The 24,990-nt window shown below is 58.0% G+C and carries 22 protein-coding genes; 9 read left to right on the top strand and 13 right to left on the bottom strand.

Annotated elements, in window-relative coordinates:
- Positions 1–55: 55 nt before the first annotated feature.
- The 4 genes from O4H31_RS02285 to O4H31_RS02300 form a co-directional block, all read right to left on the bottom strand.
- Positions 56–841 carry an ABC transporter permease gene (locus tag O4H31_RS02285; protein WP_269342389.1) on the bottom strand — a complete coding sequence of 262 codons (786 nt, stop codon included), beginning with the start codon at positions 839–841 and terminating at the stop codon, positions 56–58.
- Positions 842–845: 4 nt separating this feature from the next.
- Complete coding sequence (locus tag O4H31_RS02290) at positions 846–1,535, bottom strand: ABC transporter permease (RefSeq protein ID WP_269342391.1); 690 nt, start codon at positions 1,533–1,535, stop codon at positions 846–848.
- Between the two features lie 75 nt (positions 1,536–1,610).
- Complete coding sequence (locus O4H31_RS02295) at positions 1,611–2,381, bottom strand: transporter substrate-binding domain-containing protein (RefSeq protein ID WP_269342393.1); 771 nt, start codon at positions 2,379–2,381, stop codon at positions 1,611–1,613.
- A gap of 57 nt (positions 2,382–2,438) precedes the next feature.
- Positions 2,439–3,233 (bottom strand): ABC transporter ATP-binding protein, encoded by a 795-nt coding sequence (locus tag O4H31_RS02300; RefSeq protein ID WP_269342395.1) that lies wholly within the window; start codon positions 3,231–3,233, stop codon positions 2,439–2,441.
- A gap of 117 nt (positions 3,234–3,350) precedes the next feature.
- Between O4H31_RS02300 and O4H31_RS02305 the strand changes: the two genes are divergently transcribed.
- The 6 genes from O4H31_RS02305 (at position 3,351) to O4H31_RS02330 (ending at position 10,443) form a co-directional block, all read left to right on the top strand.
- Entirely contained in the window at positions 3,351–4,244 is an 894-nt protein-coding gene (locus O4H31_RS02305) for a LysR family transcriptional regulator (protein WP_269342397.1), read from the top strand.
- Positions 4,245–4,777: 533 nt separating this feature from the next.
- Positions 4,778–5,662 (top strand): hypothetical protein, encoded by an 885-nt coding sequence (locus tag O4H31_RS02310; RefSeq protein ID WP_269342399.1) that lies wholly within the window; start codon positions 4,778–4,780, stop codon positions 5,660–5,662.
- Between the two features lie 414 nt (positions 5,663–6,076).
- On the top strand, positions 6,077–7,675 hold the full coding sequence (locus O4H31_RS02315; protein ID WP_269342401.1) for an ATP-dependent nuclease: 1,599 nt from the start codon (positions 6,077–6,079) through the stop codon (positions 7,673–7,675).
- A 7-nt stretch (positions 7,676–7,682) separates the two neighbouring features.
- Complete coding sequence (locus O4H31_RS02320; RefSeq protein ID WP_269342403.1) at positions 7,683–8,747, top strand: UvrD-helicase domain-containing protein; 1,065 nt, start codon at positions 7,683–7,685, stop codon at positions 8,745–8,747.
- A 544-nt stretch (positions 8,748–9,291) separates the two neighbouring features.
- A complete protein-coding gene (locus O4H31_RS02325) occupies positions 9,292–10,128 on the top strand; it encodes a hypothetical protein (protein ID WP_269342405.1) in 837 nt (278 codons plus the stop codon).
- A 21-nt stretch (positions 10,129–10,149) separates the two neighbouring features.
- The gene (locus tag O4H31_RS02330) at positions 10,150–10,443 is read left to right on the top strand and encodes a hypothetical protein (protein WP_269342407.1); all 294 of its coding nucleotides are present in this window, start codon (positions 10,150–10,152) and stop codon (positions 10,441–10,443) included.
- A gap of 662 nt (positions 10,444–11,105) precedes the next feature.
- On the opposite strand, the gene gyrB is transcribed toward O4H31_RS02330, so the two are convergent.
- The 8 genes from gyrB to mutM all read right to left on the bottom strand — a co-directional run bounded on the left by gyrB (position 11,106) and on the right by mutM (position 20,668).
- Positions 11,106–13,520: a DNA topoisomerase (ATP-hydrolyzing) subunit B gene (gyrB, locus tag O4H31_RS02335; RefSeq protein WP_269342409.1), complete on the bottom strand. Its 2,415-nt coding sequence runs from the start codon at positions 13,518–13,520 to the stop codon at positions 11,106–11,108.
- Between the two features lie 79 nt (positions 13,521–13,599).
- A complete protein-coding gene (locus O4H31_RS02340) occupies positions 13,600–14,220 on the bottom strand; it encodes a LysE family translocator (RefSeq protein ID WP_067627029.1) in 621 nt (206 codons plus the stop codon).
- Entirely contained in the window at positions 14,217–15,314 is a 1,098-nt protein-coding gene (recF, locus tag O4H31_RS02345; protein ID WP_269342414.1) for a DNA replication/repair protein RecF, read from the bottom strand. Before recF ends, O4H31_RS02340 begins: the two co-directional genes overlap by 4 nt.
- Before the next feature lie 59 nt (positions 15,315–15,373).
- Positions 15,374–16,492 carry a DNA polymerase III subunit beta gene (gene dnaN, locus O4H31_RS02350; RefSeq protein WP_269342415.1) on the bottom strand — a complete coding sequence of 373 codons (1,119 nt, stop codon included), beginning with the start codon at positions 16,490–16,492 and terminating at the stop codon, positions 15,374–15,376.
- Between the two features lie 163 nt (positions 16,493–16,655).
- Positions 16,656–18,017 (bottom strand): chromosomal replication initiator protein DnaA, encoded by a 1,362-nt coding sequence (gene dnaA, locus O4H31_RS02355; RefSeq protein ID WP_132443922.1) that lies wholly within the window; start codon positions 18,015–18,017, stop codon positions 16,656–16,658.
- 520 nt (positions 18,018–18,537) lie between these two features.
- Positions 18,538–18,801, bottom strand: coding sequence for a 30S ribosomal protein S20 (gene rpsT, locus O4H31_RS02360; RefSeq protein ID WP_067622964.1), 264 nt, complete (start codon positions 18,799–18,801; stop codon positions 18,538–18,540).
- A gap of 174 nt (positions 18,802–18,975) precedes the next feature.
- Positions 18,976–19,752, bottom strand: coding sequence for an enoyl-CoA hydratase (locus O4H31_RS02365; protein WP_067622966.1), 777 nt, complete (start codon positions 19,750–19,752; stop codon positions 18,976–18,978).
- A gap of 64 nt (positions 19,753–19,816) precedes the next feature.
- Positions 19,817–20,668, bottom strand: a complete 852-nt coding sequence (mutM, locus tag O4H31_RS02370; protein WP_269342424.1) for a bifunctional DNA-formamidopyrimidine glycosylase/DNA-(apurinic or apyrimidinic site) lyase — start codon at positions 20,666–20,668, stop codon at positions 19,817–19,819.
- A 100-nt stretch (positions 20,669–20,768) separates the two neighbouring features.
- On the opposite strand from mutM, the gene ubiE reads away from it, so the two are divergent.
- Together ubiE and ubiB are read left to right on the top strand one after the other, a co-directional pair.
- The gene (gene ubiE / locus O4H31_RS02375) at positions 20,769–21,521 is read left to right on the top strand and encodes a bifunctional demethylmenaquinone methyltransferase/2-methoxy-6-polyprenyl-1,4-benzoquinol methylase UbiE (RefSeq protein WP_269342425.1); all 753 of its coding nucleotides are present in this window, start codon (positions 20,769–20,771) and stop codon (positions 21,519–21,521) included.
- On the top strand, positions 21,521–23,053 hold the full coding sequence (gene ubiB / locus O4H31_RS02380; protein WP_269342427.1) for a 2-polyprenylphenol 6-hydroxylase: 1,533 nt from the start codon (positions 21,521–21,523) through the stop codon (positions 23,051–23,053). Before ubiE ends, ubiB begins: the two co-directional genes overlap by 1 nt.
- A gap of 29 nt (positions 23,054–23,082) precedes the next feature.
- Here the strand turns inward: ubiB and O4H31_RS02385 are convergent, their stop codons facing one another.
- Entirely contained in the window at positions 23,083–24,264 is a 1,182-nt protein-coding gene (locus tag O4H31_RS02385) for an acetyl-CoA C-acyltransferase family protein (protein WP_269342428.1), read from the bottom strand.
- Positions 24,265–24,379: 115 nt separating this feature from the next.
- Between O4H31_RS02385 and O4H31_RS02390 the strand changes: the two genes are divergently transcribed.
- Positions 24,380–24,946 carry a helix-turn-helix domain-containing protein gene (locus tag O4H31_RS02390; RefSeq protein WP_269343006.1) on the top strand — a complete coding sequence of 189 codons (567 nt, stop codon included), beginning with the start codon at positions 24,380–24,382 and terminating at the stop codon, positions 24,944–24,946.
- Positions 24,947–24,990 lie beyond the last annotated feature (44 nt).

Genomic DNA, 24,990 nt, shown 5'->3' on the forward strand with positions numbered 1-24,990 from the left:
GCCTCTTACAGGAAGTGAAATGGATTTTTGTGGATCAATGAGTGGGACCCGCCGGTCATGCCGCCACTCTGGCGCTGCCGGGTGCGGACGTTTCACGGGGACGCAAATGCCCAAGGAAGCGCTTCTCGGCCATCCGAAACGCAAAGGTGATCAGGAAGACGATTGCCATGTAGAATACCATCGCCGTCAGAAATCCCTCGTAGGCCAGATAGTAACGTCCGTTCAGCCAGCGCCCCACGCCCAACAGATCTTGCAAGGTAACAGTGCTGGCGATGACAGAACCATGCAGCGTAAAGATGACTTCGTTGGAATAGGCTGGCAGGGCGCGGCGGAACGCATTCGGTAAAACCACTAACCGCATCCGGGTGAACGGTGACATGCCACAGGCTTTGGCTGCTTCGACTTCACCATGGGGTGTCGCCTCAATCGCACCGCGCAGAAACTCGGTGGTATAGGCGGCAGTGTTCAGCGTGAATGCGATGATCACGCACCACCATGGATTGCTGAGGATCGGATCCCATACGAAGCTTTCCTGAACGACGGTGAATTGCCCAAGCCCGAAATAGAACAGATAAACCTGCACCAAGAGCGGCGTGCCGCAGAAGATATAGGTATAGACGCGGATCGCTGGGCTCAGGAACGGCTTGCGATAGGCGCGCGCGATGGCCAGTGGTACAGCGATCAATCCGCCCACAAGCAGAGCGAGGAATGTCAGTTGAAGCGTGACCAATGCACCATCAAAGAACCGCGGCAGGTTGTCGTAGATCAGCACGAAATCAATCGGTGATCGCGTTTCGCTAAAGCTTTGGAGATATTCGTAGAAGCTGCGTTCAGATTCCATCGTCTTACGCCTTTCTCACGCCGGCGGCGTATTTCCGGTCAATCGCTCGCAGAGCAAGGTCCGAGATGCCGGTGATGATCAGATAGACAACCATGACCGCGATCATGAAGCTGAAAAGCTGGTGTGTGGAGCGACCTGCTGAAAAGGCATTCCAAACCAGATCATGAAGGCCGATCACCGAAACAAGCGCTGTGGATTTAACCAAAACTAACCAGTTATTGGTAAAACTGGGCAGTGCGAAGCGAACCATTTGAGGCCATGTGACGATGCGGAAGATTTGACCCGGTTTCATGCCCACTGCCATTGCTGCCTCGATTTGGCCGCGCGGAATGGCAAGAATTGCCCCCCGAAAGGTTTCCGACATATAGGCCCCGAAAATGAACCCGAGGGTTAGCACCCCAGCGAGGAACTGGTTAATTTCAACGTAGCCCCACAGCCCTGTTGAATTGCCGATCTGGTTTACCAGTGTCTGACCGCCAAAGAAAATGAGCATCATCAATACAAGGTCAGGCACGCTACGTACGAAAAGGGTATAAATACTTCCCGCACGGCGGATGCTTGGTTTGGCAGACAGTTTGGCAAAGGCACCGATCAGTCCCATGATGATGGACAAAAGCAGCGACAGGATCGCAAGCGAGACTGTGACCAAGGTTCCCTCGATCAGGATCTGTCTGTATTCAAAGATCACGTCCATGCGCTGAACCCGTTAGATAAATGGAGGGGACGTCAGGGAGACCAGATGGCCCCCCTGACTTTTGGGCTTAGCTGATCACTTGCCGTAAATATCAACGTCGAAATATTTATCGTTAATAGTCGCGTAGGTGCCATCGGCCCGGATAGCGGCGATCGCCTCACTCAACTCGCCGGCAAGCGGGTCGCCCTTGCGCACCGCAATGCCTGTGCCTTCGCCGAGACACTCAGGGTCATCCACGTCCTCGCCATAAAAGGCAAACCCATCCCCCTGAGGCGTGTTCAGGAAGCCGTCCAATGCACCCAGCGTGTTGTTCAGTTGAAGGTCCAGCCGCCCTGTTGCGAGGTCAGCAAACACATCTTCTTGTGTGTTGTAGAGGCGCAGGTCGGCCTTCGGGAAAGCCTTTTCGACGTGGCATTGCAGGGTCGTTCCTCGCAGAACGCCAATCTTGACGCCTTCTGTGCCGTCTTCAGTCATCTCAAAGGAGGCTCCCTCTGTGGCGATAAACCGCGACGGGGTGAAATAGTATTTCTCCGAAAAATCTACCCGCTTCTTGCGGTCCTCGGTGATCGACAGAGAAGCAACAATGGCGTCGTATTTCCCAGCGATCAGGGCCGGGATCATGCCGTCCCACTCCTGCTCAACCAGCTCACATTCGCGCTCCAACTCTGCGCACAGGGCCATTGCCATATCGATGTCAAAGCCTGACAACGTTCCATCAGCCCCTTTTTGCGAGAACGGGGGATAAGCACCTTCAACCCCAATTCGCAGCGGGTCTGCCGCGACCATTCCAGCCGCCAGTGCAACAGCACCAATGGTGGTGGCAAGCAATGTGTTCTTCAATGTCATATTCGTACTCCCTTGGTTTCATTTATGTATGTGTAGGCACCATGCGCGCCCCATAGATTACTGCCGCGTTGTCGACAGGAATTCTTTGAAACGTACGGTTTCAGGGTCACTGAACATCTGAGCGGGGGCACCCTGCTCCTCAATCAGACCTTGGTGCAGAAAAACAACCTGTGACGAGACATCCCGTGCAAAGGCCATTTCGTGAGTGACAACAACCATCGTGCGGCCTTCTTCGGCAAGCGACCGGATCACCCTCAGCACCTCCCCCACAAGCTCCGGATCAAGTGCGGAGGTCGGCTCATCGAACAACATCACTTCGGGTTTCATAGCCAGCGCGCGGGCGATGGCTGCACGTTGTTGCTGACCGCCTGAAATGTGGGCGGGGTAGTAGTTTCGGCGTTCATACATGCCAACGCGTTCCAAGACATCTTTGGCGTGTTCAATCGCTTCGGCCCGCGACTGCTTTAGAACATGGATCGGTCCCGCAACAACATTCTCCAAGACAGTCATATGCGACCACAGATTGAAGGATTGAAACACCATCGCCAGGCGAGCGCGAATACGTTCAACCTGCCTGGGATCAGTAGCGTGAGACACGCCGTGGCGATCCTTTGACATCTTGATGTCTTCACCATGGACCGTGATCAAACCGGACGTAGGTGTCTCCAATAGATTGATGCAGCGTAGGAAGGTGCTCTTGCCAGAACCGGACGATCCAAGAAGAGAAATCACATCACCTTCACTGGCTTTCAGGGAAACTCCTTTGAGGACTTCATGCGCCCCGAATGACTTGTGCAGATCTGTCACGCTTAACGAAACATTTGTATTAGTAGCGGACGAGACAGCGGCCATAAGGATTTCCGTTCTGCGTTAGTGTGCAATTCGTTAAAGGAAGGCTATCCGTCATCATGCTCCAATCAAAAGCGCGAATAACTTGCTCTCAGCGAAGGTTTTAACTACGGTGACTCGATGAAGAACACGCTCCGTCATCTAAACGCTCTCAGGGTTTTTGAAGCTGCTGCAAGACATTGCAACTTTGCTAAGGCGGCAAGTGAGCTGAATGTCAGCCACAGCGTCATCAGCCAGCATATCAAGAATCTTGAGGCCTGGTTCGGGACCGATCTTTTCATCAGGCATCGCAACCGCGTCGAGCTTAGTGATAACGGGCGAGACTTATTGCCGCAAATTGCGAGCGGACTTCAAACGCTTACCGACGCCAGTGAAGCCCTTTTACGCAAGACCCGTTCAGGTGCCGTCGTAGTCAGCGCAGAGCCTGCGATCGCGTCCCTATGGCTGCGCAAACGTATCACTGAGTTTTGCAGTCTGTTTCCGCGGATCGAAGTAGATCTGAGACCAGCGTGGAGCCCTTCAAAGATCGGCGAAGGACATGCAGATATTGCTATTCACTTCGAAACAAGAATGCCTGGAAGCGGAATCACCAAAGAACGTCTATTTCCAATAGATGGTTATCCCGCAGCGTCCCCACAGCTTAATGCCCAACTTAGGCCTCAAAATGCCAGTGTGGACTGGAATAGAGCAATTCTCATTCACGACAACGGCAAAGAGACGTGGCACAAATGGTATGCGACCCATGAACTGCAAAGCCTTGGCTGGAAATCCGGCAAGGTATATTCGGACCTCTCACTCGCAATTGATGCCGCGATAGATGGTGAGGGCGTTATACTCGCCGATAATATCCTATGCGAGCGTGAACTATCATCGGGCCAACTTGTCGCTATGGATCAGCGGACGATAAGATGTATCTGGTATGAAATTGGTTTGGACAAAAACACATCTGGATCATCCGCTCCGGCATTCTTCAGGAATTGGCTGTTGGAACAGACCAAACAGCTGCGAACCTGATTTGGAGCCGGCCGCCTTCGGATACAAATTTTTAGTATCCAACTGAACTTGATCATTTACTGAAGTAGGGATGGTACCGTCCACAACAGTATCCAAAACCTTCAGATGGCAGCTTTTCCGGTTCAAAAAGCAGCGCCGTGCGGTGGCAGCGATAGTCCGGAACCCGCCCTCCATTTCAAAGGCCCTCGCAATCGCAGCGCAAACTGAGTGGTCGCAGCGAACGGCAGGAAAGTCCGCGTTGCAGACCTTAATGCGCAACGCGGCGAATGTCTGCAAACCGCCCTTTCTGTAGGCCACCGCTCCCGGCCCAAAGCTGCCGTTCAAGCAAGCTCTCGATGCTGCAGTGCAGATTCCCCCGAAGCGGACATCGGCTGGCAAATGCAGCATTTTTTTTTGATGGACGGCCGCAACGCGAACTGAGCGAGCTTTCGCTGCGACTGGCGTCTCCTTGGCTATCAGCAGGCGGAACAGCTTGGTTGGATGGGTACCATGCACCTTGCTATAGAGTAGAAAACTTCTAAAGGGGAAGAGACGTGGGTCTGCGCGTTGTGTGCGACCTACGTATGGGTATGACCGTGCAGAAGGCACTTCGCATCGGTGGAGCGCCAAACAACAAACGTCTTCGCCATCTCCCCGATCAACAAATGCACGCGAAGATCTATGCTTCCGACAACGGCGTGGTCGTCTGCTCGGCCAATGCCTCTCGCGCCGCTCTGTCCTCCGTTGACAGGATCGAGGATGGAGTGTGGCTGCCCCCCGACGACGAAGCATATCGTAAAGCCAAAAAGACCTTCGAAAAGCGCTATGAAAAGGCCGTTCGCGTGGACGCCGATGCTCTCGCAGAAGCGCCGGAGCACTTGGCGGCCCACGGCGCCGCCGCGATCGATCTCGGGAATTCGCCAACGCTTTTGCAACTTCTTCGCCACGACCCTGAAGCATTTAAGGGCATCCGCTTTGTCTTCTCGAATGAGGACGTTACTGACGCGGTCAAGGCGGCGGTCAAGGCGGTCATGGAAGAAGAGGTGGCAAGGGATGGAAGTGCTGCGAAAGATGGGGGGGCTGGCCCCCTCCAGTACGACTACTTTTCCAACTGGGATAAGAAGGAGACTGACTGGCCCGGGCTGTTCATCTCCGTCTACCGTCGGTCAAACGGCAGCATCGTCCTTGGCATGCGTCGTCATCTACGGTTTATCCCGGGGGTTTCCGATGGGGAAGGTGAGACGGAGGACGTGTTCGTTGCAGCCAAAGTTCGGTGGAACACCGGCGGAGCTGCGTTCGGCGACCTGCGAAAGCTCGCAACGGTCGAGCAGTGCGCAACTGAGATAAAGGACTTGTTCCAGAGCAGACACAAATTTGGTCATGTCGCAGGGAAGGTTCTCGGCGCCAGAAGTGCCCACAAGGTTTTGAAACTGACGTAGCTACCAATGGGTGATGCCTGAAGGCGGGCTTCGGTAGGAATACGTTCCTCAAGTGCGCCCCTGCGCAGGGGAGTGGGAAGTGGTTCTTCCGCTGCCCTTTGGTCCTTGAAATCTTCGAGAATGCCAAAACATGAGTGACTAAAACCCAATGGAATTACACCACTACCACCACGATTTGGTATCTCTGGAGACCGCCGTTCGACCATCGCAAAGCATCAAGTACTTTACGTTCGAAGCGGCGGCGCGGCGGCGCGGCGGCCAAGGCCCCCACTGTGGTCGAAGCCTCCGTCGCTTCCGGACCAATTCTGACTTTGATTGCCCGATTGGTCGAAGTCGGCGAAACCGCACTGTCCCTTGTAGACCTCTCTAAAGTTGTGCCTCATGGCGCAGTACACGGAAATAGGAGGTGCGAGCTTGTTCATCCAACGCGCAGTTATCAGAAACTACCGCTGTCTCAAGCGAGCAGATGTCACCTTCAATGAGGAACTGAACGTCATTGTTGGAAACAACGAGAGCGGAAAATCTACCTTGCTTGAAGCGATCCACCTTTCGCTTACTGGTCAACTCAATGGCCGGCCTCTCCAGATCGAGCTTCATCCGTATCTGTTCAATCTCGATCACGTCCTTGAGTACATCGAAGCGCTAAATACCGGTCAAACCCCGGCACCGCCATCGATCCTCATCGAGGTGTACCTCGCCGACGATCCGGCCCTTACAAAGCTTAAAGGCAAAAACAACAGCCTTGGCCTCGATCTTCCTGGAGTATCACTCCTAATCGAACTCAACCCTGCGTATGCAGAGGACTTTGCTCTGTACGTCTCCGATCCGTCCGAAATCCGTACGATCCCAATGGAGTATTACTGGATCAAGTGGAGAGATTTTGCCGAAAACGACATTCTAAGCTCGCGCGCCATACCACTTCACGCGAGCCTGATTGATGCCAGCACGATCAAGAACAATGCGGGAGCCAGCCGCTACGTCATCAACATCGTGAAGGAGAGCCTCACCTCAAAGGAGAAGGTGGACCTTGCTCTAACTTATCGGCTCATGAAGGACCGTTTTCTTGAAGAGCCTAAGGTCAAAACAATTAACGACACGCTCGCGTCGAAGAAGGGAAAAATCAGCGACAAGGTTATCTCTGTTTCGCTCGACACGTCCGCTCGGGCGAACTGGGAGGCAGGAGTCACGCCTCATCTGGACGACATCCCCTTGCCGCTCGTTGGGAAAGGCGAGCAGAATTCGGTCAAGATCAAGCTTGCGATGGAGACGTCTGCAAAATCACACATCATCTTAATTGAAGAGGCTGAAAACCACCTCTCTTACGCCAGCCTCAACGAGCTAATTGGCCACATAGCGACGAATGCCGGCTCGCGTCAGATATTTATCACGACGCACAGCAGCTTCGTTCTTAACAAGCTTGGTGTGGAGTCCGTCCTCCTGTTCCTCCGAGGCGAGGGGGCGCGCCTGACCGACCTGAAGGATAAGACTACGCAGGACTATTTTATGAAGCTGCCGGGGCACGACACGCTACGTCTCATCCTCGCAAAACGTACAATTCTCGTGGAGGGACCGTCAGATGAGTTGATTGTCCAACGAGCCTACCAGATCAAGCACGGCAAGATGCCATTGGAGGATGGGGTTGATGTGATTGCCGTAAATTCGCTTGCCTTCAAGCGCTTCCTCGAAATCGCGGTCCTACTTAAAAAAAGTGTCGATGTCGTGACCGACAACGATGCTGATGTCACGGCACTTGAAAAAAAGTATGCCGACTACCTGAACTCCGATATCATCAAAATCCAATACGATAAGGACGAGCAGGCCCATACGCTTGAGCCACAGCTCGTGAAGAAGAACGGCCTGGCGACGATCAACGAGGTCCTCGGCAAGGCATTCGCGGACGAGGCATCTGCTATCGAGCACATGGTCAAAAACAAGGCTGAGACCGGCCTGAAATTCTTCGAAACGAAAGTAGAGTGGTCGCCTCCGACCTATATCGCCCGTGCCCTCCGCTAATCGCATCGTGATATCCGCCGCGGGAGGCGGAAAGACCACGCGGGTCGTCGATCAGGCGTTGGCGTGGGAGCAAGGGCGGGGAGTAACGGCCCTGATCACTTATACTCGTAACAATGTCCGAGAAATTCATGTCAAGGCATACTCACGCGTACGCACCATTCCCTCCCATGTAGAGGTCATCTCTTGGTATACATTTCTGCTTCGGGAGCTTGCCCGCCCCTATCGTTCAGCCATGCACACGAGTAGGATTGATGGCATCCATTGGGTTGAAGGGAGGTCTGTTCCTTATATTTCCGAAGCGCGGACCCAAAGTCACTATTTCCTCGATGGCTCTCAGATTTATTCGGACAAAATCGCAAAGTTCGTTTGTCAGTGTGACCGGCTAACGGGGGGCGCTATCATGCGACGACTTAAGGCACGCTTCAGCCACATCATCATTGATGAAATACAAGACATGGCGGGGTACGACCTCGACCTCTTGGAGGTGATGCTAAAGGCGGGCGTCTCGGTCACCTTTGTGGGTGACCATAGGCAGGCTACCTTTTCCACGAACAACGCTTCGAAAAATAAAGCGTTTGCGGGTCCGGCCATCATCAAAAAGTTCGAGCTATGGAAGAAACAGGGGCTCGTTGAGATCGAGTACGAAACCCACACACACCGCGGCAACCAAGCTATTGCGGATCTGGGCGACGGCTTTTTCCCGAACGAACCGAAGACGGCTTCGCGCAATGATAAGGTGACGGGACACGATGGTGTGTTTATCGTAGGTAGCGCTGATGTTGGTGAATACGTGAACCGTTTCGCGCCACAGGTGCTCCGCTATTCCGCTGCGACAAAGTGTGATCCACACGAGGCCATGAATTTCGGCGAGTCGAAGGGCCTGACCTTTGATCGGGTCCTAATCTACCCGCACGGGCCGGCTCGCAAATGGCTCGCGTCAGGTGACATCGGCTACGTCGCAAAATCTACAGCGAAAATGTACGTGGCCGCCACACGAGCTCGATACAGCGTGGCCTTCGTCTACGACGGAAAGGTCTGCAATGTGGCCGCCACTCCATGGGTGGCCGAATGACCCGAGGCTTTGAAAGGCAGGAATGACCAAACAATTTGAGACTAAATTTGTTCTTAATCATGATCGCCTTGCTTCGTCGAACGACGACTATGAAGCGGAACCAACATTCAACGCATGTCTGAATGCCCATGGCATGTATGAAACTATGCGGTTCGTATTGCGCCTAAGTCCGCGCAATCATGACCTTATGCAGAGGATCGAGGCGAACGAATTTGACGAAAGTGCCGTTCCAGCTGACGTAGTTCAAGCTTATTCGAACTACATCCACGAAACTATACTGGTGGCAGCATGTCGGATCCACATCGGGTCTTCTGTTCAGTCTCAGCTACCTTGCCCAAAGTCACGGAAGCATGGAAGAACTTAAGGCGGTACTCGCCACAATCGAAGCCAAGAAGCCCCTAAAGGGCTATAAGGATCAAGTTCTTTCAAAAGAGGGACACTCCGCTCAAGCAAAGCTCGCACAAGCCAATACTGCGGTGAACAGGCGCTCGATGTCGAGTACTACAAGAATTACGCCTATGAGCCTCGCAAACACATCCAATGGATGATCAAGGAGAACCATTTCCTGTCAGCGGGGCACAATTATTTCATCGTTTTCAGCCAGCTCGTCGGGATGATCGCAGATACGATCGACCCGGAGTTCAAGGTCCTTCCCGATCCCTCTGCATGGGATGCCGAAGTGCAGCGTCTCAATGCCGCTCAGCACGAAGGTTTTTACTGGGGCTCACCGGTTGGACTGCCTGCTACAGGCTTGCGGGCGATCTACGAGGGGCAGGCAAGATTTATCCAACTACAATTTCTGCACAATACGCACCAGGAGCCGCTGCCATGCACAGAGCTGCGCGACATGGGATATTTTTCAGGGATCTACGTCGAAGCATTCGAGCGCTTCCTTGAACTTGCAGACGCGGAATGGCCAGAGCGTATGAATGACCCATTGATAGGATTATTCCTCCTTATATGCGACCTGTTGATCAACCCTACGCGTGGGTTGCTGCTCGACGTGACGAGTTTCGAGAATCTGATTTTAGACGTGGATGTCGGCGTCCGCTTCACGAGGCTTTGCTTTGTTTTAAGAGAGCTGCCGCACCTCAAGCAGTCCATCACTGATTACTCGAAGGAGGAGTACATCACCGTATCAGAGGAACTGACAGAAAATGCGGGCTACGATCATCCGATGGAAGGCTTGAATGCTATCCTGAAATGGCTTGAAGAAGCTTCTGGCCTTCCGAAGCTGATGGAAGAGTATCGCACATTCAAATACGGTCCCACTTATCTCCCGATAAGAGTTTTCGTTTCTCACTTCGTTGCACTATGCCAAGATAAGATCCAGCGCCCCGAGTTCTTCTGTTGGCCTGGAACCTACTTGGCGGGTGCTTAAACCAATAAGGGTGTGCGCGAGGTGTGGCTACGCCATCTGTCTCTTTATAGCGATCGAGGGGATAAAGAAGGGGTTTATCCACGAAATTGGCCGCACCGTTCCGAAGAGGCGGTCTTGGATACCTTTCAGCGCTTTTACGGCACGATTCCGCTTTATGATCTGACAAGGCAGTGGCTCCTCAAAGATGGTCCGTTTGTCTGTGATTTCCAATGGTTGTACGAGAACTACGAGCAGACGCGAACAGAGGCATGGGGCAATGATACGTTTATGCAGGTTTATGGGGGCACCTTAGACGACTTCAAAATCGTCAAATGATCAGCACAGAATCCAGCCGCTTCTCCAGAAGTTGCAAGGAACCGCGCCGCTACTATTCTGCGAGCGCCATTTTGCATTGCCTACAGTTGGCTTCCCATTATCTGGGCAGTTCACGACGGTTTCTACAGCCGGCTCCAGGTAGTCCGCGTCCGTGTATAAGCGTGGTCGTTTTCGCAAGTGCGGAGAAGGTCCGGAATCCGCCCATCCCAAAGGCCTTCGCAACCGCAGCGAAAACTGAGCGCCCGCACCGAATGGCAAGAAGGCCCGCGCTCTTGACCTTCGTGGATCCGATTTTGCTGAGCGCTGTCACGAAAGGCCGCTTCAGGGATGCCGCGATGATAATCTCGGTGAATGTTCGCAGAAGTTCGGGGGCGGACGCACCTATGTCGCTCGCAACCTCCAACTCCTGGCCACTTCCTTATTCGACGAAAGGGCTCAGCGCGGCCTTCATGGGCAATGGTCATTCTTGAACCAGATCAGAAAGATGTGGCCTTCTTCTTCGCTTCGAAGATACTCCGCGCCGGTCCAGTCCGGAATGAGACCGCCGCTATTGAAAAATCTTCTAACCTACTGAAAAGATTATATATTCAGATTCATTTCCATGGCAGAACCGCGAAAAACTATGTGCGCCGCGAAAAACTATGTGCGCGCCTACAACCCCTTTAAAAATCCAGGTTCTCGACGCTCAGCGCGTTCTGCTGAATGAACTCGCGGCGTGGCTCGACCACATCCCCCATCAGCTTGGTAAAGAGATCATCCGCTTCGGCCATGTCCTCTACGCGGACCTGCAGCAGCGTGCGTGCATCGGGGTCTAGGGTGGTTTCCCACAGCTGATCCGGGTTCATCTCGCCCAGACCTTTGTAGCGCTGCAACGACAGGCCTTTTTCGCCTTCGGCGAGGATCGCGCCGAGCAGGTCCATTGGGCCATAGATCATCTGGCTGCGGTCCTTGCGGATCAGCTTAGCGGGCTGGTCATAGACATCTTGCAGGTGCTGCGTGAAGCTGCCGGATTTCTTCGCCTCGCCCGACCGCATCATGCGCCCATCAAGCGTGCGCACCTCCTCTACGCCCCGCAGGATGCGGGCGAGGCGGATGCCGTGGTCTTGGGTGATGCGGCCCTGCCAGCCACGCTCATATTCCAGCGCGATCAAGTTCAGGCGGTCGGCGACCTTGTCGGCCACGCCTTGCAGGTCGCTGTCCACCGCGCCATCGACAAAGGCCCCGGCGATGGCGGCTTGTTCGAGGATGTGGCGCGGATAATGGGTCGGGAAGGCTTCCAACACGCGGCGCAACTGGCGGGCCATGTCGACCACACGGGTCAGGTCTTGGCCGCTGATTTCTTCGCCATTGCCCTGACGCAGCATGGCACCGTCGACGCCCTGCTGGATCAGATATTCCTCCATCGCGGCCTCATCCTTGAGATAGACCTCGGACTTGCCGCGCGACACTTTGTAGAGCGGCGGCTGCGCGATGTAGAGGTGTCCGTTCTCGATGAGTTCGGGCATCTGGCGGTAGAAGAAGGTCAGCAGGAGCGTGCGGATATGCGCCCCGTCGACGTCGGCGTCGGTCATGATGACAATCTTGTGGTAGCGCAGTTTGGAGAGGTTGAACTCATCCCGCCCGATGCCAGTGCCAAGCGCCATGACAAGGTTGCCGATCTCTTGGCTGCCCAGCATCCGGTCAAACCGGGCGCGTTCAACGTTGAGGATCTTACCTTTGAGCGGCAGGATCGCTTGGGTCTGACGGTCACGCCCGGTCTGGGCAGAGCCGCCGGCGCTGTCCCCCTCGACGAGGAAGACTTCGGTCTTGGAGGGGTCTTTCTCTGAGCAGTCCTTGAGCTTGCCCGCGAGAAAGTTCACATCCATCGCGGATTTGCGGCGGGTCAACTCGCGCGCCTTGCGGGCAGCTTCGCGGGCCTGTGCGGCCTCGACGATCTTGCCGACGATCTGCTTGGCCTCGTTGGGGTTCTCTTCGAACCACTCGGCGAGCTTCTCGTTCATCAGCCCTTCGACTGCGGGGCGCACTTCGGAAGACACCAGCTTGTCCTTGGTTTGCGAAGAGAACTTCGGGTCCGGCACTTTGACGGACAGCACGCAGGTCAGGCCCTCGCGGGCGTCGTCACCGGTGAAGTTGATCTTCTCCCGCTTGGCGATGCCGCTGGTCTGAGCGTAGCTATTGATCGTCCGCGTCAGCGCGCCGCGAAAGCCCGCCATATGGGTGCCGCCATCGCGCTGTGGAATGTTGTTGGTGAAGGGCAGTACGTTCTCATGGTAGCTGTCGTTCCACCACATCGCCACTTCGATGCCGATGTCGTCACGCTCACCGGTGATAAAGATTGGCTCGGGCATGACCGAAGACTTGTGACGGTCGAGGTATTTAACAAATTCTTTCACCCCGCCTTCGTAGAACAGCTCCGTCCGCAGCGGCTCGACGGGGCGTTCGTCGTTCAGGATGATGCGCACGCCGGAGTTCAGGAAGGCCAGTTCGCGCAGGCGTTTTTCCAGCGTTTCAAAACTGTATTCGAGGTTCGAGAAAGTCTCGGTCGAGGCCATGAAGCGGACCTCGGTGCCGGTGCGGTCCGTCTCGCCCACGACTTCGAGGTGCTTGGTGGTGAAACCGCCCTCAAACCGTGCGACATGTTCCTTGCCCTCGCGCCAAATGCGCAGTTCCAGCCAGTCCGACAGGGCGTTCACAACCGAAACGCCAACCCCGTGCAGACCGCCCGAAACCTTGTAGGAGTTGCTGTCGAATTTACCGCCCGCGTGCAGCTGGGTCATGATGACCTCGGCGGCGGAAACGCCTTCTTCCTCGTGGATGCCCACCGGAATCCCGCGCCCGTTGTCGCTGACCGAAACGCTGGAATCCTCGTGGATTGTGACCGTTACCGCGTCGGCATGACCGGCCAGCGCCTCGTCGATGCCGTTGTCCACGACCTCATAGACCATGTGGTGCAGGCCCGAGCCGTCATCGGTGTCCCCAATATACATGCCGGGGCGTTTGCGAACAGCCTCCAACCCTTTGAGAACCTTGATGGAATCGGCGCCGTATTCCTGTGGTGTCTGCGCGGTATCGGACATGCGGAAATAACCCTTCTCGTTTGCCCGATTTATAGTGTTTTCGCCCGGCATTGTCACGCGAATGACACAAGATTTTGTGTCAGGTGAAGGGGATGATCAGCCCCACGAAAATGAGCATCCCGCCCGAGATCAGATTGATCCGCCGCAGCGTGCGCGGGGCGGTCAGAAAGCCGCGCAGGCGGCCCACCAGCAGCGCGATCACAAGGTTGCCAATAAGCGGCACGATGACCGAGGCGGCGAGGATCAGCCCGATGTCGGGGCCGGTGACTTGGCGCAGATCAAAGAAGCCGGGCAGGACGCCCATGTAGAACAGGACCGCCTTGGGGTTGCCAAGGATCGCCACCAGCCCCGCGACGAAACCAGACCACATCCCGGGCCGGGTGAGGCGGCTGTCGGTGCTGATCTGCGCACCTGCCTGACGGATCAGGCCGATCCCCATGGCGATGAACACCAGCGCCGCGGTCCAGCGCAGCACCTCCATCACCGTGTCAAATGCCGATACGATCCATGTGATCCCCAGCACCGCCACCAATGGCCAAAGCATGTCACCAATCGCCACACCGAGCGCCAGCGGCCATGCCGCCTGAAACCCGCCCGAAAGGGCACGCGCCATCATTGCCAGCCAAACCGGACCGGGGGTGAGGAACAGGATCAAGAGCGCGCCGCAGTAAAGCAGCAGATCGGCGGGGGTAAGGGTCACGGTTGCCGCTCCACCTGCGAAACGCCGTCCTCTTCGGTGACCTCAACATATTGCGCCCGCGCGCCTAGGCTTTCGAACAGTTCAGGGCCGGTGCCGGTCATCCACGCTTGTGCCCCAAGGGCGGTGATCTCGTCGTAAAGCGCCGCGCGGCGGCTCGCGTCGAGATGGGCGGCGACCTCGTCCAGCAGCAGCAGCGGCGGCGCGCCGTAGTCGGCGGCGATCGCGCGGGCATTGGCAAGGATGAGTGAGACAAGCAGCGCCTTCTGCTCTCCGGTGGAGCAGTCCCGCGCGGCGATGCCCTTGGCGGCATAGGTACCCTCCAGATCGGCGCGGTGCGGGCCGATGAGCGTGCGCCCGGCGGCAAGGTCGCGCATGCGGTTGTCCGAGAGCGCGGCGCGCAGGGCATCGGCGCTCCCGGGCATGTCGTTGAGCAGCGACAGCGTCGCGATGGGGAAAGCGGTCTGGGCCTCTGCCTGCGCCGCCTCAAGGGCAGCCAGCGCCTGTAGACGATTGGCGTGAATCTGCGCCCCGGTTTCGGCCATGCGGGTCTCAAGCGCTGTATACCACGCGGGCTCGCGCACCATGTCCTTGAGCAGCCGGTTGCGCTCGCGCATGGCTTTCTCGTAGCTGAGCGACAGGTCCGCATGATCGGGCAGCATCGAAAGCGTCACCCGGTCAAGAAACCGTCGCCGTCCCTCGGCGCCTTCGATCCAAAGCCGGTCCATGGCGGGGATCAGCCAGAGCACGCGGGCAATGCGACCAAGCGCCGTTTGGGCGGCGGCCTTGCCGTCGATCTTGGTCTGCCGCGCGGCACCTGCTTCGGACCAGATGTCGACCTCATGCAGCACCGTGGGGCCGTGCAGTAGCCCGGTCACCTTCCAGCCCAAAGCCTCGGGCCGCCGTGCCATATCTTGCGCGCTGGTGCGGCGCAGCCCGCGGCCCGGCGACAGCAGCGAGATCGCTTCGATGATATTGGTCTTGCCCGCGCCATTGGGGCCATAGAGCGCGACGGGGCGCGCATCCACGTCGATCACCGCCCGGCGGTGCGAGCGGAAATGCGAGAGGCCGAGGTTGGAAAGATACAGCTGCGCCATTCAGACCCCGTTTTCTTTGAAAGAAAACGGCGCGGGAATTTCAAAAATTCCCGCCCAACTCACACGCGCATCGGCATGACGACGTAAACCGCCGACGTATCATTGCCTTCGCGCATCAAGGTCGGGTCGCCAGAGGAGTTGAACAGGAAAACGGCGTTCTCGCGGTCCACTTGGCTTGCGATCTCAAGCAGGTATTTCGCGTTGAAACCAATCTCCAGCCGCTCGTCGGCATAGGCCACGGCAAGCTCTTCTTCCGCCGCACCGCTGTCAGGCGCGTTGACCGAGAGCACCAGACGGTCTTCGTCCAGTTGCAGTTTTACGGCGCGCGAACGCTCGGAGCTCACGGTTGCCACACGGTCCACCGCACGGGCGAAATCGGCGGCGTCGACTTCCATCTTGCGGGTGTTTCCCTGTGGAATCACGCGGGTGTAATCTGGGAAGGTGCCGTCGATGACCTTGGAGGTCAGGGTGATGGCGGGGGTGGCGAAGCGGATCTTGGTCTCCGACACGGACACCGCGATTTCCATCTCGTCATCATCCAGCAGCTTGCGCAACTCGCCCACGGTCTTACGCGGCACGATGACGCCGGGCATCTCGGATGCGCCCTCGGGCATCTCGGCGTCGATCCGGGCGAGGCGGTGACCATCGGTCGCCACGCAGCGCAGCGCCTTGCCGCCTTCGGCGTCCGCGATATGCAGGTAGACACCGTTCAGGTAATAGCGCGTCTCTTCGGTGGAGATGGCAAATTTCGACTTGTCGAACAGGCGGCGCAGCACCGGGGCAGGGGCCGCGAAGTTCGAGGCATATTCCGAGGACGCCATCACGGGGAAGTCCTCGCGCGGCAGGGTCGCCAGCGAGAAGTTTGAGCGGCCCGCTTCAACAGTCAGACGGCCAGCGGCGGTATCGGCGGTTAGGCTGATCAACGCGCCATCGGGCAGTTTGCGTACGATTTCATGCAGCAGCGTGGCCGAGACGGTGGTGGCACCGGCGCGTTCGACTTGCGCGGCGACCTTGTCGACCACTTCGATATCCAGATCGGTGGCGCGGAAGGAGACATCGCTGCCCTCGGCCTCGATCAGCACGTTGGCGAGGATCGGAATGGTGTTGCGGCGCTCGACCACGGATTGGGCTTGCGAAACGGCCTTGAGCAGTGCCGCGCGTTCGATGCTGAATTTCATATGCCTTCTCCCATACCGATTGCCGGGAGAGGCAAACTACCCGGTTCCCACGCTTACACAAGAACTTTTGTGGCTTTGTTTAAGTGAATGCAAGAGGGGCGCAAGCTGCGCCCCCGATCGCTGTTTAACCGTGTCCTGAGGACAACCCCTCAGGCCGCTCAGCTTAGGATTCGAGCGCCCGGCGCAGCAGTTCCAGATCCTCGGCGATCTGCCCGTCCGAGACCTTGAGTTCTTCGATCCGGCGCACACCGTGCATGACGGTAGTGTGGTCGCGCCCGCCAAAGCGGCGGCCAATTTCGGGCAGGGAGCGGCTGGTCATCTGCTTGCACAGATACATCGCTACCTGACGCGGGCGGGCATAGCTGCGCAGGCGCTTGGGGCCGATCATGTCGCTCAGGCGGATGTTGTAGTGATCCGATACTTTCCGCTGGATCTCTTCGACCGAGATCTTGCGCTCGGAGGCGCGCAGCACATCGGCCAGACAGTCCTGCGTCAGACCCATGTCGATCTCACGGCCCACGAGCGAGGCGAAGGCAAAGAGCCGGGTCAGCGCGCCTTCGAGGACACGCACGTTCGAAGTGATGCGATGCGCCAGAAATTCCAGCACGCCATCGGCCACTTCGAGGTCCGGATAGGTTTTGCGCTGCACTTCGACCTTGCTTTGCAGAATGCCGAGGCGGAGTTCATAGTCCGTCGGGTGCAGGTCAACGATCAAGCCGCATTGCAGACGCGATTTGACGCGGTCTTCGAGGTCTTTGATCTCCCCCGGTGCGCGGTCGGCAGAGATGATGATCTGTTTGTGTTGGTCCACAAGCGCGTTGAACGTGTGAAAGAACTCTTCCTGCGTTGAGTCTTTGCCCGCGATGAACTGCACGTCATCGACCATCAGCACATCGACCGAACGGAAGATCTCTTTGAAGTCCATCATCTTGCGGTCGCGCAGCGCCTGAACGAAACGGTACATGAATTGCTCGGCCGAGAGGTAGAGCACATTCATCTCAGGCTTACGTTCGTGCAATTCGCGCGCGATGGCGTGCATGAGGTGCGTTTTACCCAAACCAACGCCGCCATAAAGGAACAGCGGGTTGAAGGTGACCGGCCCGCCTTCGGCGACGCGGCGGGCGGCAGCGTGGGCCAGTTCGTTGGGCTTGCCGACGACGAAATTGTCAAAGCTGAAGCGCGGGTCAAGCGGGGCGGTGCTCAGCTGGGTGTTGGCGGCGGGTTTCACGGCAGCCGTGGTCTGACGCGCAGCCGGGGCAGGCTTTTCGGCGGCAGGGCTGGGTTGCTGATTCAAGGCAAAGTTCAAACGGGTGGCATCGGTGCCCGCCGTGTTGATCTCATGCAGAATCAGATCCGAGAAGTTCTGGCTGACGTAGTTCCCGAAGAAATTTGTCGGCACTTTGAGTGTCACGATTCCGTCTTCAACAGCGCCGGGCACAAGCGGTTCAATCCAGGTGGTGTAGTTGTTCTGCCCCACCGTCTTTAGAAGCCGCTCTTTGATCTCGCCCCAGTGATCTAATGTCATCGTGCCTTACGTCCCGCTTTGCTTTTCGCACAGAGGCCGAGTGGATCCCGGCCCTCAATATTGTTTCACCCGGCAACAGGTCATCCACCCGGTCCCACGCGGATGACCGACCTGTGTCCTTCGGACTTTAAAAGAATGGCAAGCCCATAAGCCTGATGCGCCGTAAAACGGCGCAAGAGGCGCTGAACGAACCGTTCGTGTTCTCATCGACAGGGTAAACGTGCTGGCAGCAGCATTCACGACAGTGCGCGGGGCCGTTTTTACACGGTCACTTGCACCCCCCTAAACTTGGCATTCTGCCAGTCGGCTGACACCTTGTTCAGGGCCTGTCCCCCCAAGCGAAATGAATCGCTGGACCTTTGGTAGCAAGTGTTTCCGGTCCGCTTCAACATATCTTCCATCTTGACTCAGAGATTGCCTGAAAAGAATCTCTGGCGTGTTTTTTTCGCTGCACCCGCACGAAAAAAGGCGCCGCAATGCGGCGCCTCTTGTCTTTCAAAGGGTTGGCTGGGGGGCCGGATTAACCCAGTGCTTTGACCCGTGCGGCCAGACGCGACATTTTGCGCGAAGCGGTGTTTTTGTGGAAAACGCCTTTGGTGACGCCGCGCATCAGCTCGGGCTGGGCGGCTTTCAAAGCGGCGGTTGCGGCTTCTTTATCACCGGAGGTGATCGCCTCTTCGACTTTGCGCAGGTAGGTGCGGATGCGCGAACGACGGGCTTTGTTGATCGCAAAACGTTTCTCGTTTTGACGTGCGCGCTTTGCGGATTGTGTTGTGTTTGCCATGAGTATCAGCCTTCGGGTTCATTTTGTTGCGTAGCAATGCGTGACGCCAACCCTACCGGAAATCCGGGCCCCAAAAGGGCAGGTGATTCTAGCCAGAGCGGGCTGCACGCGCATGTATTGGAGCTGCCTATAAGACAGCAGGCGCGGCAATGCAAGCCGCGCCACTGGAATCGCTTATTTGTCGCGGAACTGCGCTTCGCGCTTTTCAAGGAAGGCCGACATGCCCTCTTTCTGGTCTTCGGTGTTGAACAGCGAATGGAACATGCGGCGTTCAAACAGAAGGCCTTCGCTCAGCGGCACCTCATAGGCACGGTTGACGCATTCCTTGACCACGGTGGCCGAGATCATGGATTTCTCGGCGATCTTGCCAGCGGCGGCCATGGCTTCTTCCATCAGCTTTTTCACCGGCACAACGCGGGAGACGAGGCCCGAACGTTCCGCTTCTTCGGCATCCATGAAGCGGCCCGTCAGGTTCATGTCCATTGCTTTGGACTTGCCCACAAGGCGCGTCAGACGCTGGGTGCCGCCGATGCCCGCTACAACGCCAAGGTTGATCTCAGGCTGGCCGAACTTGGCGCTTTCCGAACAGATGATGAAATCGCACATCATCGCCAATTCGCAGCCACCGCCCAAGGCATAGCCCGACACGGCTGCAATGATCGGCTTGCGCACCCGCAGGATTTGATCGGTCTCGGGCGTAAAGAGATCCCCCATGAAGACGTCGACAAAGCTTTGGTCGCGCATCATTGCGATGTCGGCCCCGGCAGCGAAGGCCTTTTCCGAGCCGGTAATAACGATGCAGCGCACCTTGTCGTTTTCCTGCGCGCCTTTCAGCGCCTTGGCCAATTCACCCAGCAACGCGTCGTTGAGCGCATTGAGCGCATCCGGGCGGTTCAGGGTGATCAGGGCCACATGGTTGTCCACGTCCACGGTGATCGTTTCGTAAGCCATCAAGAATGCTCTTTGTTGTTGCGCTCAGGGGAATGTGCATACCACGCGGCAACCATGTTTCAAGTTATCTTTGGCAGCGGGGGCAATAGAAGGAAGACCGCCCGCTTTGTACGATGCGCCCGATGGTGCCGTCACAACCCGGTCTGCGACAGGGTTCGCCCTCCCGCCCATAGACATCAAAGCTATGTTGGAAGTAGCCCAATTCGCCATCGGCTTGGCGGAAGTCTTTCAAGGACGATCCCCCCGCCTCGATCGCATCGGCCAGCACGTTGCGGATGATCGGCACCAGCCCCGCGATCCGGGTGGCCGAGATACGCCCGGCCTTGCGGGCCGGGTGAATGCCCGCCCGGTAAAGCGCTTCGCAGACATAGATATTTCCCAAACCCGCCACGATCCGCTGATCCAGCAGGGCGGATTTGATCGGTGTATTGCGCCCCTTTAGCTTTGCCACCAGATGCGCTTCGTGAAAGTCATTGCCCAAGGGTTCCGGTCCCAGCGAGGCCAGCAGTTTATGCGTCTCGGCCCCGGCGGTGGGCATCAGATCCATCGCGCCGAAACGGCGGGGGTCGTTAAAGGTGATCCGCGCACCGTTACCCATATGCAACACGACGTGATCATGTTTTTCCGGCGCGGGGTGGTTGTGCTGAAATTGCCCCAGAGGGTCGCCCGAGACCAGCATCCGCCCGGACATGCCCAGATGCACCAGCAGCGATTCCCCACCCTCCAGATCGGCCAAAATGTACTTCGACCGTCGTCGCAGCAGGCCGACGCGCTGCCCGGTCAACCGCTCGGCCATCCGTTCGGGGAAGGGCCAGCGAAGATCGGGGCGGTTGACTTCGGCCCGGGCGATCACTTGCCCTTCCATCGCGGGGGCCAGCCCTCGGCGGACGGTTTCGACCTCTGGCAGTTCCGGCATCTCGGTTTCCCCTCTGGCTTGCCTGTGACAAAAGGCACGCATTGTCCCCAGCCTACGGCACCCTATAACAAGGGACTGAACCAGAGGATCGCAAGAGCAGATGACCCAGGACGCCGACAAAACCACCCATTTCGGGTTCGAGACCGTACCCGAGCATGAAAAAGCAGGTCGCGTGCAGGGTGTGTTCAACTCCGTCGCCAGCAAATACGACATCATGAACGATGTGATGAGCATGGGGATCCACCGCGTCTGGAAAGAAGCGATGATGGATTGGCTCGCCCCGCGTCCCGGTCAGAAGTTGCTCGATGTGGCGGGGGGCACCGGCGATGTGTCTTTCAAATTTCTAGGCCGCGCGGGCCACGGTCATGCCACGGTTCTTGACCTCACCGAGCCGATGCTCGTCGAAGGCCGCAAACGAGCCGAGGCCGACAGCCTGACCGGCAGCCTTGATTGGGTGGTGGGCGACGCGATGGCGCTGCCGTTTCCCGATAACACATTCGACGTCTACACGATCAGCTTCGGCATCCGAAACGTGACCCGCCCCCAAGAGGCGCTGAACGAGGCTTACCGCGTGCTGCGCCCCGGTGGCCGTCTGATGGTGTTGGAGTTCAGCCAACTGCCCAACCCAGCAATGCAAAAAGCCTACGACCTCTACAGTTTCAACGTGATCCCGCGCATGGGACAGGCCATCGCGGGTGACCGCAACAGCTATCAATATCTGGTCGAATCGATCCGTAACTTCCCCGATCAAGAGACCTTCTTGTCGATGGTCCGCGCGGCGGGCTTTGGGCAGGCAAAATATCGCAACCTGACCATGGGGATCGCGGCGCTGCATTCGGGCTGGAAACTCTGATGCGCGGACCTCACAACATCTGGCGGCTGATCCGCACCGGCGCGACGCTGGAACGCGCGGGCGCGATGAATGTGGTATTGGATGCTTTTGACGCCTCCCCGCCGCTGCGTTTCGTCGCCCGCGCCCTCGGCCTGCCGTTCAAATGGCTGGGCTACAAGGGCGACCCGACCATGCCGCCCGCCACCCGCGCGCTGACGGCGCTTGGCCCGGCCTACATCAAATTTGGTCAGGTGCTGTCGACCCGGCCTGACGTGGTGGGCGACGATCTGGCGGTGCAATTGCGCGTGCTGCAAGACAAGCTGCCACCTTTTGAATCAGCGCTTGCCCGCAGGGTGGTCGAGCAGGAGTTGGGTGAGCCGGTCAACGCGATCTTTTCCGAGTTCAGCGAACCCGTCGCCGCCGCCTCCATCGCGCAGGTCCACCATGCACGACTGGCCGAGACCGGCGAAGAGGTCGCCGTCAAAGTCCTGCGGCCCGGCATCGAAAAAGCCTTCCGCAAGGACATTGACGCCTTCTACCTCGCCGCGCGCATGGCCGAGATTTTCTCGCCCGGGTCGCGCCGCCTGCGCCCGATGGACGTGATCGAACATTTCGATGGCGTCGTGCGTGGCGAGTTGGACCTGCGGCTGGAAAGCTCTGCAGCGTCCGAGTTCGCGGCCAACACCAAGGATGATCCCGGCTTTCAACTGCCCGAAATCAAATGGAATTATTCGGGCCGCCGCGTGATGACGCTGGGTTGGGCCGATGGCCTGCCGCTGGGCGACAACGCGGCACTCGATGCCGCCGGACACGACCGCGTGGCGCTGTCGGAACGGGTGTTGCAACTCTTCCTCCAGCACGCCCTGCGCGATGGTTATTTCCACGCCGACATGCACCAAGGCAACCTCAAGGTCGCGGCCAATGGCGATATCATCGCCTATGACTTCGGCATCATGGGCCATATCGACAGCTATACCCGTCGGGTGTACGCGGAAATTCTCTATGGTTTCATCCGTCGTGACTATATGCGCGTGGCCAAAGTGCATTTCGAGGCGGGTTATGTCCCCGCTGACAAGGACGTAGATGAATTCGCCCGCGCCCTGCGCGCGGTAGGCGAGCCGATTTTCGGCATGGATGCCACCCGCATTTCCATGGCTCGGTTGCTGACGTATCTCTTTGAAGTGACTGAGCGTTTCGGCATGGAAACCCGGACCGAGCTGATTTTGCTGCAACGCACGATGGTCGTGGTCGAGGGCGTGGCCCGCTCGCTCAACCCGCATATCAACATTTGGGAAGTCGCGAGCCCGATCGTGACCGATTACATCACCAAGTCGCTAGGGCCGCGCGCGATCGTTTCTGATCTGCGCGACACGGCGATGGTCATGGCCCGCTTTGGTCCGCGTTTACCGGGGCTGGTCGAACAGGCGCTGAACCGTCAAGCCGAAGAGCAGCCGCCGCGCCGCCCGCGTTTCTGGCGATATATCGCGGCGACTGCGGTGATGTCCGGCATTGCCGGGGCCACCACAATCGCCCTGATCAACGCGCTGCTATAGGGTAGGGGCCATGTGGCCCCCGCCTTGGTTTAAGCGATACGTTCGATGGCCATCGCAATGCCCTGACCGCCACCGATGCACATGGTGATCAACGCGCGCTTGCCGCCGATCCGCTCCAGCTCATAAAGCGCCTTCACGGTGATGATCGCCCCCGTCGCGCCGACCGGATGGCCAAGCGCAATCGCCCCACCGTTGGGGTTCACCTTCGCAGGATCAAAGCCCAGCTCTTTGTTCACAGCTAGTGCTTGGCTGGCGAAGGCCTCGTTGCTTTCGATCACGTCGAAGTCGCTGGCCTTCAGCCCGGTGCGTTTCAACAAGTTCTGCACGGCAGGGATCGGCCCGATGCCCATCACCTCAGGCCGCACACCAGCATGGGCGTAGCCTATAATGCGCGCACGAGGTTTTAACCCAGCGGCCTCAGCCGCTTCGGCGCGGGCCAGCACCAGTGCTGCCGCACCGTCATTGATGCCGCTGGCGTTGCCCGCTGTGACGCGTCCATCTTTCTGGAACACCGGACGCAGCCCGGCCAGCGCTTCGGCGGTGGTCGCCTTGGGGTGCTCATCGGTGTCGAACGGCACCATGTCGCGCTTGACCTTTACGTCGACCGGCACGATCTGATCCTTGAAATGCCCCGCCGCGATGGCCGCTGCTGCGCGCTCTTGGCTTTGCAGGGCGAAATCATCCATCTGCTCGCGCGTGATGCTATGCTCATCCGCCACATTCTCTGCCGTGACCCCCATGTGACCGGTGCCGAAGGGGCAGTTCAGCGTGCCCAAAAGCATGTCGAGGCTGCGGACATCGCCCATCTTTTGGCCCCAGCGGGCGTCGGGCAGGATATAGGGCGCGCGGGACATGCTCTCGGCACCCCCGGCAAGGGCGAAATCCGCGTCGCCGAGCATGAGGCTTTGGGTGGCCGAGACCAGCGCCTGTACGCCGGAACCGCATAGGCGGTTCACGTTCATCGCAGGCACTTCGTCCGGCACGCCTGCCTCCCGCGCGGCGACGCGGCTGAGGTACATGTCGCGCGGTTCAGTGTTGATGACATTGCCGAACATCACATGACCGATCTGGGCCGGATCGACGCCCGCACGCTCCATCGCGGCGCGGGCCACGATGCTGCCCAGGGTGGTTGGCGGGGTCGCGGCAAGGCTGCCGCCGAAAGTACCAATGGCGGTGCGGGCGCCGCCCAAGATGACGATATCGTTTGACATGAAGCTCTCCTCTATCCGTTGGCGGCACTATGAGGCGGAGATGACCCATTGTCAGGCGAAACGTCCCGTCAAAGCGCCGCTTGACAGGGGCAGTGCGCCGCGCGACATATCCGCCATGACGGAAAACAATGACAAGATCCTGACGCAACTGCCCGCCCGCCTGAAAGAAGCGCGGCAGGGGCAGGGGTTGTCGCTTGATGCCGTGGCCAAGCTATCGGGCGTGTCGCGCTCTATGGTGAGCCAGATTGAGCGCGGGGAATCGAGCCCGACCATCGCTACGCTGTGGAACCTGACCCGGGCCTTGCAGGTGGATTTCGCGGGTCTTTTGGATGGCGCGCCAACCGAAGCGCAGATCGAAGTGCTGCGCGGTGCGGCAGTGCCGACGATCAACAACCTTGGCTCCGGCTGTCGCATCCGCATCCTATCCCCGCCCGAAGAAGCCGGGCACCATGAGGTGTATGAACTGCTCATCGCCGAGGGCGGCATGTTGGACAGCGCCCCGCATACCCGTGGTGCCCGCGAGCATCTGAGCGTCTTTGAAGGTGCTGTCGAGGTCACAAGCGGCGCGGGGACCGAGCAATTGCAGGCCGGAGACACCGCGCGCTACGCCGCCGATGTGCCGCACGCCATCCGCGCGACGGCAGGGCCGGTGCGGGCCTTCTTGGTCGTGCAGGACGCCTGATATCCGATATACCGGATAAAATCCGCTATTCAAGAAATCCTCTA

Source organism: Sulfitobacter dubius (genome assembly GCF_027214245.1).
Classification (GTDB): Bacteria; Pseudomonadota; Alphaproteobacteria; order Rhodobacterales; family Rhodobacteraceae; genus Sulfitobacter; species Sulfitobacter dubius_A.

Bases quoted from the DNA above. Each gene is read 5' to 3' on its own strand.
- ubiE (WP_269342425.1), top strand. From the start codon at position 20,769: ATGACCCAGGACGCCGACAAAACCACCCATTTCGGGTTCGAGACCGTA.
- dnaN (WP_269342415.1), bottom strand. From the start codon at position 16,492: ATGAAATTCAGCATCGAACGCGCGGCACTGCTCAAGGCCGTTTCGCAA.
- ubiB (WP_269342427.1), top strand. From the start codon at position 21,521: ATGCGCGGACCTCACAACATCTGGCGGCTGATCCGCACCGGCGCGACG.
- O4H31_RS02305 (WP_269342397.1), top strand. From the start codon at position 3,351: ATGAAGAACACGCTCCGTCATCTAAACGCTCTCAGGGTTTTTGAAGCT.
- O4H31_RS02365 (WP_067622966.1), bottom strand. From the start codon at position 19,752: ATGGCTTACGAAACGATCACCGTGGACGTGGACAACCATGTGGCCCTG.
- dnaA (WP_132443922.1), bottom strand. From the start codon at position 18,017: ATGACATTAGATCACTGGGGCGAGATCAAAGAGCGGCTTCTAAAGACG.
- O4H31_RS02390 (WP_269343006.1), top strand. From the start codon at position 24,380: ATGACGGAAAACAATGACAAGATCCTGACGCAACTGCCCGCCCGCCTG.
- recF (WP_269342414.1), bottom strand. From the start codon at position 15,314: ATGGCGCAGCTGTATCTTTCCAACCTCGGCCTCTCGCATTTCCGCTCG.
- O4H31_RS02285 (WP_269342389.1), bottom strand. From the start codon at position 841: ATGGAATCTGAACGCAGCTTCTACGAATATCTCCAAAGCTTTAGCGAA.
- O4H31_RS02325 (WP_269342405.1), top strand. From the start codon at position 9,292: ATGATCAAGGAGAACCATTTCCTGTCAGCGGGGCACAATTATTTCATC.
- O4H31_RS02290 (WP_269342391.1), bottom strand. From the start codon at position 1,535: ATGGACGTGATCTTTGAATACAGACAGATCCTGATCGAGGGAACCTTG.
- O4H31_RS02300 (WP_269342395.1), bottom strand. From the start codon at position 3,233: ATGGCCGCTGTCTCGTCCGCTACTAATACAAATGTTTCGTTAAGCGTG.
- O4H31_RS02385 (WP_269342428.1), bottom strand. From the start codon at position 24,264: ATGTCAAACGATATCGTCATCTTGGGCGGCGCCCGCACCGCCATTGGT.
- rpsT (WP_067622964.1), bottom strand. From the start codon at position 18,801: ATGGCAAACACAACACAATCCGCAAAGCGCGCACGTCAAAACGAGAAA.
- gyrB (WP_269342409.1), bottom strand. From the start codon at position 13,520: ATGTCCGATACCGCGCAGACACCACAGGAATACGGCGCCGATTCCATC.
- O4H31_RS02295 (WP_269342393.1), bottom strand. From the start codon at position 2,381: ATGACATTGAAGAACACATTGCTTGCCACCACCATTGGTGCTGTTGCA.
- mutM (WP_269342424.1), bottom strand. From the start codon at position 20,668: ATGCCGGAACTGCCAGAGGTCGAAACCGTCCGCCGAGGGCTGGCCCCC.